The sequence below is a fragment of the Agromyces salentinus genome (genome assembly GCF_009749395.1).
Classification (GTDB): domain Bacteria; phylum Actinomycetota; class Actinomycetes; order Actinomycetales; family Microbacteriaceae; genus Agromyces; species Agromyces salentinus.
The window spans coordinates 48222-60961 of sequence record NZ_WBIR01000013.1 but is presented as its reverse complement, the minus strand read 5'-3'; the positions used below and the strand labels follow the sequence as shown (position 1 = coordinate 60961).

Sequence of the window (12740 nt, the reverse complement as noted above, 5' to 3'; positions counted from 1 at the left end):
GTTCGACATCGCCTCAGATCGGCGCTTCCCGGTGGTTCGCACGCCCCGGTTTGATAGGATCGAGAGTCGCTTGAACGACGGTTTGGAGCCCGATTCACCCATGACAGCGGAACCCACGAAGGCCGAGCGCGCGCCCGAATACGGCGCGGACGAGATCCAGGTTCTCGAGGGCCTCGAAGCGGTCCGCAAGCGGCCGGGCATGTACATCGGCTCCACAGGCCCGCGCGGCCTCCATCACCTCGTCTACGAGATCGTCGACAACTCGGTCGACGAGGCGCTCGCGGGCTACGCCGACAGCATCGACGTGACGATCCTTCCCGACGGCGGCGTGCGCGTCATCGACAACGGCCGCGGCATCCCGGTCGGAATCCACAAGACGGAGGGTCGCTCGACCGTCGAGGTGGTCCTGACGGTGCTGCACGCCGGCGGCAAGTTCGGCGGCGGCGGTTACGCCGTCTCCGGCGGCCTGCACGGCGTGGGGTCGTCGGTCGTCAACGCGCTCTCGACCCGCCTCGACGTCGAGGTCAAGCGCGAGGGCCATGCCTGGCGCCAGTCCTACAGCATCGGCGTGCCCGACGCGCCGCTGTCGCAGGACGAGGTCAGCGACGAGACCGGCACGACGATCACCTTCTGGCCGAACCCCGACATCTTCGAGACCGTCGAGTACGACTACGAGACGCTCCGCACCCGGTTCCAGCAGTACGCCTTCCTGAACAAGGGCCTGCGCATCCGCCTGACCGATCTCCGTGCCGGGCACGACGAGGTTCCCCTCGAGGACACGGCCGAGCACGAGGCCGACACCGCGGGTCCGCGCACCGACACCTTCCTCTACGAGCGAGGCCTCGTCGACTACGTCGAGTACCTCAATCGGTCGAAGAAGAACGACGTCGTGAACGAGGAGATCATCTCGTTCGAATCCGAGGACCCCGAGCGCAAGATCGCGCTCGAGGTCGCGATGCAGTGGACCACCTCCTACTCCGAGTCCGTGCACACCTACGCGAACACGATCAACACGCACGAGGGCGGAACGCACGAAGAGGGGTTCCGCGCTGCGCTGACCACCCTCGTCAACCGCTACGCGCGCGAGAAGAACATCATCAAGGAGAAGGACGACAACCTCTCCGGCGACGACGTTCGCGAGGGCCTGACCGCGGTGATCTCCGTGAAGCTCGGCGAACCGCAGTTCGAGGGCCAGACGAAGACGAAGCTCGGCAACACCGAGGCGAAGTCGTTCGTGCAGAAGGTCACCGCCGATCAGCTCGGTGACTGGTTCGAGCGCAACCCGACGCAGGCGCGCGAGATCATCCGCAAGGCCATCCAGGCCGCCACCGCGCGGCTCGCCGCGCGCAAGGCGCGCGAGGCGACCCGCCGCAAGGGCCTGCTCGAGTCCGGCGGCATGCCGGGCAAGCTCAAGGACTGCTCGTCGAAGGACCCGTCCGTCTCCGAGATCTTCATCGTCGAGGGCGACTCGGCCGGCGGTTCGGCCGTCCAGGGCCGCAACCCCGAGACGCAGGCGATCCTCCCGCTCCGCGGCAAGATCCTGAACGTCGAGAAGGCCCGCCTCGACCGAGCCCTGGCCAATGCCGAGGTGCAGGCGATGATCACGGCCTTCGGCGCGGGCATCGGCGAGGACTTCAACACCGACAAGGCCAGGTACCACAAGATCGTGCTGATGGCCGACGCCGACGTCGACGGCCAGCACATCACGACGCTGCTGCTCACCCTGCTGTTCCGGTACATGCGCCCGCTCATCGAGTTCGGCTACGTGTACCTCGCCCAGCCGCCGCTGTACCGCCTGAAGTGGACGAATGCCGACCACGAGTACGTCTACTCCGACAAGGAGCGCGACGCGCTGCTCGTCGAAGGCCAGGCCAGGGGATGGCGCATCCCGAAGGACAACGGCGTGCAGCGGTACAAGGGCCTCGGTGAGATGAACCACCAGGAGCTGTGGGAGACCACGATGAACCCCGAGACCCGCACCCTCCTGCAGGTCACCATGGACGACGCGGCCGCCGCCGACGAGATCTTCTCGACCCTGATGGGCGAAGATGTCGAGAGCCGCCGGAACTTCATCCAGAAGAACGCGAAGGACGTGCGTTTCCTTGACATCTGACGTGATCGAGCCCGGCGCCGCCGGCGACGAGACCAACGGCGGCCACGGCATCCACGGGCGCATCGACCAGGTCGACCTGCAGCTCGAGATGCAGCGCTCCTACCTCGACTACGCGATGAGCGTGATCGTCGGCCGAGCCCTGCCCGACGTGCGCGACGGCCTGAAGCCCGTGCACCGCCGCGTCATCTACGCGATGTACGACGGCGGCTACCGGCCCGACAAGGCGTTCTCGAAGTGCGCCCGCGTCGTCGGCGACGTGATGGGCCAGTTCCACCCGCACGGCGACACGGCGATCTACGACGCGCTCGTCCGCCTGGTGCAGCCCTGGAGCCTCCGCTATCCGCTCGCGCTCGGCCAGGGCAACTTCGGCTCCCCGGGCAACGACGGCGCCGCCGCCCCCCGGTACACCGAGACGAAGATGGCTCCGCTCGCGCTCGAGATGGTGCGCGACATCGAGAAGGAGACCGTCGACTTCCAGGACAACTACGACGGTCGCACGCGTGAGCCGTCCATCCTGCCGGCGAGGTTCCCGAATCTCCTGGTCAACGGCTCCGTCGGCATCGCAGTCGGCATGGCGACGAACATCCCGCCGCACAACCTCCGCGAGGTGGCATCCGGGGCGCAGTGGTACCTCGAGAACCCCGAGGCCTCGCGCGAGGAGCTGCAGGAGGCGTTGATCCAGCGCATCAAGGGGCCGGACTTCCCGACCGGTGCCCAGATCCTCGGCGTGAAGGGCATCAACGACGCCTACCGGACCGGCCGCGGGTCGATCACGATGCGCGCCGTCGTCTCCGTGGAGGAACTGCAGGGTCGCACCTGCCTGGTCGTCACCGAACTGCCCTACCAGGTCAACCCCGACAACCTGGCGATCAAGATCGCCGACATGGTCAAGGACGGCAAGCTCAACGGCATCGCCGACATCCGTGACGAGACGTCGGGCCGCACCGGCCAGCGACTCGTGCTCGTGCTCAAGCGCGACGCGGTGGCGAAGGTCGTGCTGAACAACCTGTACAAGCACACGCAGCTCCAGGAGAACTTCGGCGCGAACATGCTCGCGATCGTCGACGGCGTGCCCCGCACGCTCTCGATCGACGGGTTCATCGCGCACTGGGTCGATCACCAGATCGAGGTCATCGTCCGGCGCACGCAGTTCCTCCTCCGTGAGGCCGAGGCGCGCATGCACATCCTGCGCGGCTACCTCAAGGCGCTCGACGCCCTCGACGAGGTCATCGCGCTGATCCGTCGTTCCCCGACGGTCGAAGCCGCGCGCGACGGGCTCATCGACCTGCTCGACATCGACGAGCTGCAGGCGCGTGCCATCCTCGAGATGCAGCTCCGTCGTCTCGCCGCGCTCGAGCGCCAGAAGATCATCGACGAGGCGACCGAACTCGAGACGCTGATCGCCGACTACCGCGAGATCATCGCCTCGCCCGAGCGGCAGCGTGCCATCGTCGCCGAAGAGCTCGGCGAGATCGTCGACAAGTACGGCGACGACCGGCGCACCCAGATCATGCCGGGCTACGACGGCGACATGTCGGTCGAGGACCTGATCCCCGAAGAGGAGATGGTCGTCACCGTCACCCGAGGCGGGTACGTCAAGCGCACCCGAAGTGACAACTACCGCTCCCAGCACCGCGGGGGCAAGGGCGTCAAGGGTGCGCAGCTCCGCGCTGACGACGTGGTCGAGCACTTCTTCGTGACGACCACCCATCACTGGCTGCTGTTCTTCACGAACATGGGTCGCGTCTACCGGGCGAAGACCTACGAGCTGCAGGAGGGCGGTCGCGACGCCAAGGGCCAGCATCTCGCCAACCTGCTCGAGCTCCAGCCCGACGAGCAGGTCGCCGAGATCCTCGACATCCGCGACTACGCGGTGGCGCAGTACCTCGTGCTCGCCACACGCGACGGCCTGGTGAAGAAGACCGAGCTCACGACCTACGACACGAACCGCTCCCGCGGCGTCATCGCGATCAACCTCCGGGAGGGCGACGAGCTCGTCTCCGCGATGCTGGCCGATGAGAAGGACGAGATCCTCCTCGTGTCCCGCAAGGGCATGTCGCTCCGCTTCAAGGCGACCGACGAGGCCATCCGGCCGATGGGTCGTTCGACGTCGGGCGTGAAGGGCATGTCCTTCCGCGACGGCGACTCGCTGCTCGAGGCATCCGTCGTCCCGGCCTCGGTCGAGCTCGACGAGTCCGTGCTCGAGTCCGAGGCGCCCGTCGATGACGGACCGTACGTGTTCGTCGTCACCGAGGGCGGCTATGCCAAGCGCACGGATGTCGCGCAGTACCGCCTCCAGAACCGCGGCGGAATCGGCATCAAGGTCGCCAAGCTCTCCGATGATCGGGGCGACCTCGCGGGCGCACTGATCGTCGCCGACGGCGACGAGGTCCTCGTGGTCCTTGCCAGCGGCAAGGTGGTACGCTCTGACGTCGCCGAGGTACCCGCCAAGGGCAGGGATACGATGGGCGTCGTCTTCGCGAAGTTCGCCGTCGACGACCGCATCATCGCGATCGCGAAGAATTCCGAACGGAATCTCGTGGAGGAGGCTGCAGAGACCGATGCGGCCGATGTCACGGGAGAGGAGTAACCGTCTATGAGTAGCGTCGCCGAGAAGCTCGCACGCAAGTCGAACCGTCGACCCGCCCAGAAGCAGGTACGACTGCGCCTGGTCTACATCGACTTCTGGTCGGCGGTGAAGCTGTCCTTCCTGGTCGCCGTGGCCCTCGCCGTCGTCGGTATCGTCGTCACGTTCCTGGTGCACACGGTGCTGAGCTCGACCGGCATCTTCGAGAACCTGAACTCGCTCGTGCAGGACGTCGCCGGCGCCGGAACCGACCTGACGTCGGTGCTCTCGCTGGGCAACGTCATGGGCTTCGCCATCGTCGCGGCGCTGCTGAACCTCGTGGTCACCACCGCGCTCGGAGCCATCCTCGCGGTGCTGTACAACCTCAGCGTCAAGATCACGGGCGGCATCCTGGTCGGGTTCACCAACAACTGATCCGCACGTTTCGGCTCGATTCGGATATTGCCAGACCTTCAGGTAGTCTTTCCTTCGGCCGAAATTCGGGGATATAGCTCAGGCGGTTAGAGCGCTTCGCTGATAACGAAGAGGTCCGAGGTTCAAGTCCTCGTATCCCCACTCCACAACTCCACACCCCGGGTGCCACAGGCATCCGAATCGGGGCCTTAGCTCAGTTGGTAGAGCGCCTGCTTTGCAAGCAGGATGTCAGGAGTTCGAATCTCCTAGGCTCCACGGTTTTCATCTTCAGCCGGCTCCCGCATCGCAGGCGCCTGCGAGTCCGCTTCTGTTCACCGCTCACGGGCTACAGTGTCCGGATGGACATTCGCATCGCCGCGTACGGGGTCATCATCCGTGACGGAGAGATCCTGCTGTCGCACTGGAACGAGCACGGGCGCTCGGGATGGACGCTCCCTGGCGGCGGCATCGAGGGGTCGGAGCATCCGGCCGAGGCGGTGATCCGGGAGATCTTCGAGGAGACCGGGCACGAGGCATCCGTCGACCGTCTGCTCGGCATCGACACCATGATCGTGCCGGCCGCGAAGCGCTTGACGGGATCAGCGCCGCTGTATGCGATGCGCGTGATCTACCGAGCCCACGTGACAGGGGGAGGGCTTCGCAACGAGGTCGGCGGTTCGAGCGACGAGGCCCGCTGGGTGCCGCTCGACGAGGTCGACGGGTTGCATCGGGTGAGCCTGCTGGACATCGGGCTGCGGTTGGATGCCGCGGAGCCGGCTGACGGCGTTCCGCCGTTCGCCTAGCCCCGCGGCATCCTCGAAGCGCCCGATCGCGTTCATCAGGCGAGCGGGCTTCCGAGCGTGGAGAGCTGCAGCTGCAGATCACGACGGGCCTCGGATGCCGCGTGCTCGGTGTGACGATGAAGCAGCACGGTCTCGGGGGAGCGCAGCGCCTCACGACGCCGGCTCCAGGTGAGCAGCGCCAGGCCGATGCGTCGTGCGACGCGGTCTTCGAGCGCCAGCGAGCGGGGGTGGTACAGATCGGTTCGCCCGAGGTTGGGATGAGCGGCCGAGAGGGTCGTGGAGTTCACGATCATTCCTTCGTTCGATGGTGAGGATGTCCCGCGACGGGTGCCGCTGGACGGAGGTTCGATGGTGGTGGCCGTCCTCGTGTCTCGCGCAGTCGACGCACCGTGACGGGCGGCATGCAGCGCTGTACGAGGAGGGGTGGCGCGGGCCGCGGCCGGAAGCGAGCGCGGCGCGATGATCGCAGGAATCCGGTCGAGGACCGGTGGTTCGGAGGCGTCGGACCGCGTCGCTCAGTCGATCGCGGTGCGAGACGGCGAGGTGTTCACCTCGAGTACGGCCTCGTCAGGCGGGGAGACGTCCGCCCATGAGGCGGGCGCCGTCGAAGCGGCTCAGCAGGCCGCGGGCACGAGGAGGAATCCGATGTGCCGATAGTCGGTGATCTGCGTGTTCATGGGACTCAACTCCTCTCGTGTTTCGGTGACTTCCACCGAGTGAACAACTTAGCGGCATTTTCACAGGGTGCGCAAGCACGGATCGTGATTCGGGCCCGAATTCAGTGCCTGCCCTGAGATTCCGGCCGGGTGCACGACGAAGGCCCCGCTCTCTCGAGCGGGGCCTTCGTCGCGTCGTGCTTCGCCGACGACCGGCAGATGAGGCTGCCGGCGCTGTCGTCGAACGTGCGTCAGAGTGCGGGGGAGGAGCCCGTCGCGGGTGCCGGCTCGTCGTCGGCGACCCAGAGTTCGTCGTCGGCACGGAAGGTCTGCCAGACGGCGTATGCGATGCCGGCGGCGACGACCACGCCCGCGACGATGGCGAGCGATCCGCCGAACCCGGGCCCGCTCTTCTTGGCCGGCGGGAGAGCGGACGGCGCAATGCGCTGCACCGCGCGACGAACGCGGGTGTCATTGGCGATGTCCCCGATCGAGAGGACGGAGCCGAGGGCGCTGCCGACGGCTCGTTCCACGGTGTCGCCGGCGACGGACGCGTACTCCTTGGCCTGGCTCAGGCCCGGCCGCACGTAGGTCTGGTAGCTGCTGCGAACACGCGGCACCACCTCCTCCTGGGTGAGCGCGCCCAGCTGGCGGCTCGCCTCGCGGGCCACCGCGTTTGCGCGATCGAGTACCTGCTGCTGGTTCCCCCACAGATCTTCGGCACTACTGCGCAGCCGCTTCAGTTCTTTCTTGCGCTTGCGTGACAGGCTCATCTCGACCCTCCATCGATGTGCAGCGAATCACTCCATCTTGCCATCGAATGAGCTGGAAGCGGGGTGGGAGTCGGAAACCGGCATTCCCCTTGACGAATCACTGCGTGACAGAATATGGGAATGCCGATTCACACTGCAGTCGCGACGCTCAACACCAGCCTCGGACCCATCAAGGTCGACCTCTACGGCCACCACGCACCGAAGACGGTGAAGAACTTCGTGGGCCTCGCCACCGGCGAGATCGAGTGGACCCACCCGGCCACCGGCGCGAAGTCGAACGATCCGCTGTACGACGGCGTCGTCTTCCACCGCATCATCCCGGGCTTCATGATCCAGGGCGGCGACCCGCTCGGTCAGGGCATCGGCGGACCGGGCTACCAGTTCGACGACGAGATCAACCCCGAACTCGACTTCACCGAGCCGTACGTGCTCGCCATGGCGAACGCCGGCATCCAGGGCGGCCGCGGCACCAACGGCTCCCAGTTCTTCATCACCGTCGGCCCCACCACCTGGCTGCAGGGCAAGCACTCGATCTTCGGCAAGGTGACGGATGCCGAGAGCCAGGCCATCGTCGACAAGCTGGCCTCCGTTCCGACCGACGGCCGCGACCGTCCCCTCGACGACGTGGTGATCGAGAGCATCACCGTCGAGCAGGTCTGATCCACCGGTGAGCGATGCCGGCGCGCAGCGCGCGAACTTCTGCTACCGGCATCCCGACCGCCAGAGCTTCGTGCTCTGCCAGCGCTGCGGGCGCACGGTGTGCGGCGAATGCCAGACACCGGCGCCCGTCGGCGTGGTCTGTCCCGAGTGCATGCGCGACCAGCGTGCCTCGGCCCCACGGACCAAGCCCGCGTTCTTCGCCCGCATGGGTGCCGCCGCGGGCCGTGGTGCGCCGGTCGTCACGTATTCCATCATCGGAATATCAGTGGTCGTCTACGCGCTGCAATGGCTGCTCGGGCCGCTGATCGCTCAGCAGTTCGCGTTCACGCCCCTGGCGATGTCGCTCGACAGTTACGAGCCGTGGCGGGCGCTCACGAGCGTGCTGCTGCACGGATCGATCCTCCACCTCCTGCTGAACATGTACACCCTCTGGCTCTTCGGCCAATTGCTCGAGCCGATGCTCGGGCGGGGGCGCTTCCTGGCGCTCTACCTGATCAGCGGGCTTGCGGGCGCGGTCGGCGTGGTGCTGCTCGCGGATCCGCTCGGCTGGGTGCTCGGTGCATCGGGTGCGATCTTCGGCCTCATGGGCGCGTTCGTGGTCATCCAGCGCCGCCTGGGCGGCAACCTCACGCAGCTCTACATCCTGCTCGCGATCAACCTCGGCATCGGGTTCCTGCCCGGGGCGAACATCTCCTGGGAGGCGCACCTCGGCGGTCTCGTCGGCGGAGCGCTCGTCGGCCTCATCTACCTCGAGACCCGCAGCCGCGCACGGCGGGGCCTGCAGATCGCACTGCTCATCGCGCTGGTGGTCGTGCTCCTGGTGATCGCCACCGTCGTCGTCGACGCGAAGCTCCGCGCACTGTAGTTATCCACAGGCTCCTCCACAACTGGGGAGAGAGTTACACGCGTGTAATTGCAGACCGCGTGGGTTTGATCCACCGCGTGGGTTCGATGCACCGGTGCCGATGCCCCGTCGAACCGGCCCGGACATGACGAAGACGAGCGGATGCCGCATCCGCTCGTCTTCTGGGGTGTCGTGTGAGCCGGCTCAGCGCCAGCGGGTGGTCATGAGGAAGCCGATGAAGGCGATGCCGAAACCGATCAGGATGTTCCAGGAGCCGAGCTCTGCGACGGGCAGCTTGCCCTGGCTCACGTAGAACACGATGATCCATGCGAGACCGAGCAGCATGAAGCCGAACATCACGGGCTTGAACCAGACGGGATTGGGGGCTTCTTCGCCGCTCGCCGGCTCCGCGCTCGCGGGCTTGGGGGATTTCGTTCGTGCCATGCGGGCGATTCTAGCCGAGAGCGAGCGGGACTCACAGCCGAGAGCGCCCCAGTGGCGAATAGAATCGAGCCCATGTCGGATCCGCAGCCCGAAGGGCGTCCTCGCGCACGCGCGCGCGAGGCCTCCGCGAACCGCAGGCCCCGTCATCGCGTCAGCGTCGTTGGCGTGCTGGGCGAGCTGCTGCTGACCGCCGGTGTCCTGATCCTGTTGTTCCTCGGGTGGCAGCTCTGGTGGAACGACGCCATCATGGCGAGCCAGCAGTCGAGCGCGGCCTCCGCCCAGAGCGCGGAGTGGGCAGAGCAGGCCCGCGCCGAGCAGAGCGACACGCCCGCTCCGGCGCCTGAGGACTACGGTGACCCGGTGGTCGGTCCCGCCGAGTACCCGAACGGCGAGAGCTTCGCGGTCATGTACGTGCCGAGGTTCGATGCCCCGGGAACGCACGACTCGGTACGGCAGATCGCCGAGGGCTACGGCCTCGACGTGCTGAACAGCTTCGAGACCGGCGTCGGTCACTACCCGGGCACGCAGATGCCCGGCCAGGTCGGCAACTTCGCGATCGCCGCGCACCGGAGCGCCTACGGCGGCGGCATGCACGAGATCGAGCAGTTCCAGCTCGGCGACCCCATCTACATCCAGACGCGGGACGGCTGGTACACGTACCGATTCCGCGACTTCGAGTACGTCACGCCCGACACGGTCGACGTGCTCGCGGCGGTGCCGCACCAGCCGGAGGCGCAGCCGACCGACCGCATCATCACGCTGACGACCTGCAACCCGCTCTACTCGACGGCCGAGCGCCTCGTCGCGTACGGCGTGCTCGACTCGTGGCGACCGGCCTCGGCCGGCCCGCCCGAGGAGATCGCGGACATCGTCGCAGGCTGGGAGGACTGAGCCATGTACGGAGCGCTCTGGCGCGTGCTGCCCGGCCCGATCTGGCTGCGCCTCATCCTGCTGCTGATCCTCATCGCGGCAGCCGTCTACGCCCTCTTCACGTGGGTGTTCCCCTGGGTCGACGGCATCGTCAACCCGATCGACGTCACGGTGGACCAATGACCCGAATCCTCGTCATCGACAACTACGACAGCTTCGTCTACACGCTGAACGGCTACCTCCAGGAACTCGGCGCAGAGACCGAGGTCGTCCGCAACGACGCGATTCCGGTCGCCGACATCGCCGAACGCCTCGCCGAGTTCGACGCGGTGCTCGTCTCGCCGGGTCCCGGCAAGCCGTCCGACGCGGGAGTGTCCATCCCCGCGGTGCGTGCGGCCCACGCGTCCGGGATGCCCCTGCTCGGCGTCTGCCTCGGGCACCAGGCCATCGCCGAGGCGTTCGGTGCCGTCGTGACCAACGCCGAAGAGCTCATGCACGGCAAGACGTCGAGCATCACCCACGACGACAGCGGGTTCTACGTGGGGGTCCCCCAGCCGTTCACCGCCACTCGCTATCACTCGCTCGCCGTCGTCGACGGCACGGTCCCGCCCGAGCTGATCGTCACCAGCCGAACGCAGGGCGGCGTCATCATGGGCCTGCGTCATGAGCAGGCGCCGATCTTCGGCGTGCAGTTCCACCCCGAGTCGGTCCTCACCGAGGGCGGCTACCGGATGCTCGGCAACTGGCTCGCCGTCGCGGGACTGGCCGAGGCGCCGGAACGCGCCGCCGGGCTCAATCCGTTGCTTCGCGCGTCCGGCGCCTGACCTCCGGGCGGTCAGGGCAGCCGCAGGCACCGCGCAGAGGATCGTCGACGGTCGCGGCTAGCCCGCGCAGTACGTCAGTTCGACCTCGGAGCCCTGGGGCACGTCACCGGGAGGCAGGGACTGCCGCGTGATCGGAGAGCCGGGCTGGGCCGGGCAGCCGGGATCGGGCTTGGGCACCGGCGTGAGCTGCAGATTCTCGGCCGAGAGGACCGAGGAGGCGGCCTCGAGGGTCTGCTGGGTGACGTCGGGAAGCGTGACCGAGCCGTTGGAGATGGTGAAGTTCACGGTCGACCCGAGTTCGACGGAACTGCTGGCCTCCGGCGTCGTGCCGAGCACCACGTCGGCGGCGACGGTCGGCGACGTCTCGCGGGTCTCGGTTCCGGGCTTCAGCCCGGCGGCCTCGAGGTCGGCCTTGGCATCGGCGAGTGACTTGTTGCGAACGTCGGGAACGGCGATCGCCTCCTTGCCCGTCGACACGAACACCGTGATGGGCGTGCTGACATCGACGATCTCGCCCGCCGGCGGATCGCTGCGGGTGACCTTGCCCGCTTCGACGTCGTCGTTCGTCTCGTCGACCTTCGATGCGGGGAGGCCGAGCTCCTGCAGTTGGTCGACCGCCTCTTCGTAGGTCAGGTCCGTCAGCACGGGCACCTCACGCGCGTTCGAGGGGACCTCGGCCGTGGGCTGCAGGTTGAAGGCCCAGTACATGACGGCGATCACGATGACGACGACGCCGATGATGCCGGACCAGATCCAGATCGCCGGTGGGCGGCGCTGCGTGCGCGCCATCGTCTCGTCTTCGGTCAACTGGCGCAGTGCGAGCTCCGACGTCGACAGCGACCCGGTGGGCGTCGTGCCGAAGAACGCAGCGGACTCGTCGGAACGCTGATGCACCGGGACGCGACCGGATGCCGCGGTGTCGATGTCGGCCCGGAACTCGGCGGCGGTCTGGTAGCGGCTCTCGCGGGCCTTCGCGAGGGCGTGCATCACGACGGCGTCGAGTGCCGGGGAGACCCGTGGGTTGATGACGCTCGGCTTGACCGGCCGTTCGCTGACGTGCTGGTAGGCGACGGCGACAGGCGTGTCGCCCCGGAAGGGCGGCCGACCCGTGAGCATCTCGAACAGCACGACGCCCGTGGAGTAGAGGTCGGTGCGCGCGTCGACCGTCTCGCCCTTCGCCTGCTCGGGCGAGAAGTACGACGCGGTCCCGAGGATCGCAGTGGTCTGCGCCACCGTCGTCGAGGAGTCCGAGACGGCTCGGGCGATGCCGAAGTCCATCACCTTCACCTGACCGGTGGTGGTGATCATGATGTTGCCGGGCTTGATGTCGCGGTGCACGACACCGGCACGGTGCGAGTACTCGAGTGCGGTCAGCACGCCGTCGATGACGCGCACGGCCGCCGCCGGTTCGAGCGGGCCGTCGTGGATGATGTCCTTGAGCAGGCGGCCCTCGACGAACTCCATGACGATGAAGGGCAGCTGGACCTCGTGGCCGGACGCGTCGGTCACGGTCTCTTCGCCGGCATCGAACACCCGCACGATCGTGGGATGGGCCATCCGCGCCGCCGACTGCGCCTCCTGTCGGAAGCGCATGCGGAACGCGGGGTCGGTCGCGAGCTGCGGCTTCAGCAGCTTGATCGCGACCTGTCGCCCGAGGCGCGTGTCCTGCCCGACGTGCACGTCGGACATGCCGCCGCGCCCGATGAGTTGACCGACGCGATAGCGCTCGGCGAGCATCCGCCCCTCGTCACTCATGCGTGGTCAGCTCCCTTC

13 protein-coding genes and 2 tRNA genes are annotated in these 12740 nt (G+C 67.4%); 11 read left to right on the top strand and 4 right to left on the bottom strand.

Going from position 1 to position 12740, the window contains the following annotated elements; all coding sequences use genetic code 11:
* The first annotated feature begins 100 nt into the window (after positions 1-100).
* The 6 genes from gyrB (at position 101) to GQQ95_RS12675 (ending at position 5896) form a co-directional block, all read left to right on the top strand.
* Positions 101-2113 (top strand): DNA topoisomerase (ATP-hydrolyzing) subunit B, encoded by a 2013-nt coding sequence (gene gyrB / locus GQQ95_RS12700; protein WP_157428033.1) that lies wholly within the window; start codon positions 101-103, stop codon positions 2111-2113.
* Positions 2049-4703: a DNA gyrase subunit A gene (gyrA, locus tag GQQ95_RS12695; RefSeq protein WP_157428032.1), complete on the top strand. Its 2655-nt coding sequence runs from the start codon at positions 2049-2051 to the stop codon at positions 4701-4703. The genes gyrB and gyrA overlap by 65 nt, the downstream gene beginning before the upstream one ends.
* Positions 4704-4709: 6 nt before the next feature.
* Entirely contained in the window at positions 4710-5114 is a 405-nt protein-coding gene (locus GQQ95_RS12690) for a DUF3566 domain-containing protein (RefSeq protein ID WP_157428031.1), read from the top strand.
* Between the two features lie 67 nt (positions 5115-5181).
* Positions 5182-5255: transfer RNA gene (locus GQQ95_RS12685), tRNA-Ile, on the top strand.
* A gap of 41 nt (positions 5256-5296) precedes the next feature.
* A tRNA-Ala gene (locus tag GQQ95_RS12680) sits at positions 5297-5369 on the top strand.
* 83 nt (positions 5370-5452) lie between these two features.
* The gene (locus tag GQQ95_RS12675; protein WP_157428030.1) at positions 5453-5896 is read left to right on the top strand and encodes an NUDIX hydrolase; all 444 of its coding nucleotides are present in this window, start codon (positions 5453-5455) and stop codon (positions 5894-5896) included.
* A 35-nt stretch (positions 5897-5931) separates the two neighbouring features.
* Here the strand turns inward: GQQ95_RS12675 and GQQ95_RS12670 are convergent, their stop codons facing one another.
* Both GQQ95_RS12670 and GQQ95_RS12665 read right to left on the bottom strand, forming a co-directional pair.
* Positions 5932-6183, bottom strand: a complete 252-nt coding sequence (locus GQQ95_RS12670) for a hypothetical protein (protein WP_157428029.1) — start codon at positions 6181-6183, stop codon at positions 5932-5934.
* Positions 6184-6803: 620 nt separating this feature from the next.
* Entirely contained in the window at positions 6804-7325 is a 522-nt protein-coding gene (locus tag GQQ95_RS12665) for a hypothetical protein (protein ID WP_157428028.1), read from the bottom strand.
* Positions 7326-7445: 120 nt separating this feature from the next.
* On the opposite strand from GQQ95_RS12665, the gene GQQ95_RS12660 reads away from it, so the two are divergent.
* Together GQQ95_RS12660 and GQQ95_RS12655 are read left to right on the top strand one after the other, a co-directional pair.
* The gene (locus GQQ95_RS12660; protein WP_157428027.1) at positions 7446-7985 is read left to right on the top strand and encodes a peptidylprolyl isomerase; all 540 of its coding nucleotides are present in this window, start codon (positions 7446-7448) and stop codon (positions 7983-7985) included.
* Between the two features lie 7 nt (positions 7986-7992).
* A complete protein-coding gene (locus GQQ95_RS12655) occupies positions 7993-8850 on the top strand; it encodes a rhomboid family intramembrane serine protease (RefSeq protein ID WP_157428026.1) in 858 nt (285 codons plus the stop codon).
* 183 nt (positions 8851-9033) lie between these two features.
* On the opposite strand, the gene GQQ95_RS12650 is transcribed toward GQQ95_RS12655, so the two are convergent.
* Positions 9034-9273, bottom strand: coding sequence for a cell division protein CrgA (locus GQQ95_RS12650; RefSeq protein WP_157428025.1), 240 nt, complete (start codon positions 9271-9273; stop codon positions 9034-9036).
* A gap of 72 nt (positions 9274-9345) precedes the next feature.
* On the opposite strand from GQQ95_RS12650, the gene GQQ95_RS12645 reads away from it, so the two are divergent.
* From GQQ95_RS12645 to GQQ95_RS12640, 3 genes are read left to right on the top strand one after another with little or no spacing between them, the layout of a single operon-like run.
* The gene (locus tag GQQ95_RS12645) at positions 9346-10164 is read left to right on the top strand and encodes a class E sortase (RefSeq protein ID WP_157428024.1); all 819 of its coding nucleotides are present in this window, start codon (positions 9346-9348) and stop codon (positions 10162-10164) included.
* A 3-nt stretch (positions 10165-10167) separates the two neighbouring features.
* Positions 10168-10326 (top strand): hypothetical protein, encoded by a 159-nt coding sequence (locus tag GQQ95_RS19350; protein WP_170297055.1) that lies wholly within the window; start codon positions 10168-10170, stop codon positions 10324-10326.
* Positions 10323-10967 (top strand): anthranilate synthase component II, encoded by a 645-nt coding sequence (locus tag GQQ95_RS12640; protein WP_157428023.1) that lies wholly within the window; start codon positions 10323-10325, stop codon positions 10965-10967. The genes GQQ95_RS19350 and GQQ95_RS12640 overlap by 4 nt, the downstream gene beginning before the upstream one ends.
* Before the next feature lie 57 nt (positions 10968-11024).
* Here GQQ95_RS12640 and pknB read toward each other — a convergent pair whose 3' ends face one another.
* The gene (gene pknB / locus GQQ95_RS12635) at positions 11025-12722 is read right to left on the bottom strand and encodes a Stk1 family PASTA domain-containing Ser/Thr kinase (protein ID WP_157428022.1); all 1698 of its coding nucleotides are present in this window, start codon (positions 12720-12722) and stop codon (positions 11025-11027) included.
* Positions 12723-12740: the final 18 nt, after the last annotated feature.

What these genes read in the sequence shown, in the direction of transcription:
- GQQ95_RS12645 (WP_157428024.1), top strand. Translation starts at nt 9,346, where the DNA reads ATGTCGGATCCGCAGCCCGAAGGGCGTCCTCGCGCACGCGCGCGCGAG.
- GQQ95_RS19350 (WP_170297055.1), top strand. Translation starts at nt 10,168, where the DNA reads ATGTACGGAGCGCTCTGGCGCGTGCTGCCCGGCCCGATCTGGCTGCGC.
- GQQ95_RS12690 (WP_157428031.1), top strand. Translation starts at nt 4,710, where the DNA reads ATGAGTAGCGTCGCCGAGAAGCTCGCACGCAAGTCGAACCGTCGACCC.
- gyrB (WP_157428033.1), top strand. Translation starts at nt 101, where the DNA reads ATGACAGCGGAACCCACGAAGGCCGAGCGCGCGCCCGAATACGGCGCG.
- GQQ95_RS12660 (WP_157428027.1), top strand. Translation starts at nt 7,446, where the DNA reads ATGCCGATTCACACTGCAGTCGCGACGCTCAACACCAGCCTCGGACCC.
- GQQ95_RS12650 (WP_157428025.1), bottom strand. Translation starts at nt 9,273, where the DNA reads ATGGCACGAACGAAATCCCCCAAGCCCGCGAGCGCGGAGCCGGCGAGC.
- pknB (WP_157428022.1), bottom strand. Translation starts at nt 12,722, where the DNA reads ATGAGTGACGAGGGGCGGATGCTCGCCGAGCGCTATCGCGTCGGTCAA.
- gyrA (WP_157428032.1), top strand. Translation starts at nt 2,049, where the DNA reads ATGTCGAGAGCCGCCGGAACTTCATCCAGAAGAACGCGAAGGACGTGC.
- GQQ95_RS12640 (WP_157428023.1), top strand. Translation starts at nt 10,323, where the DNA reads ATGACCCGAATCCTCGTCATCGACAACTACGACAGCTTCGTCTACACG.
- GQQ95_RS12675 (WP_157428030.1), top strand. Translation starts at nt 5,453, where the DNA reads ATGGACATTCGCATCGCCGCGTACGGGGTCATCATCCGTGACGGAGAG.
- GQQ95_RS12665 (WP_157428028.1), bottom strand. Translation starts at nt 7,325, where the DNA reads ATGAGCCTGTCACGCAAGCGCAAGAAAGAACTGAAGCGGCTGCGCAGT.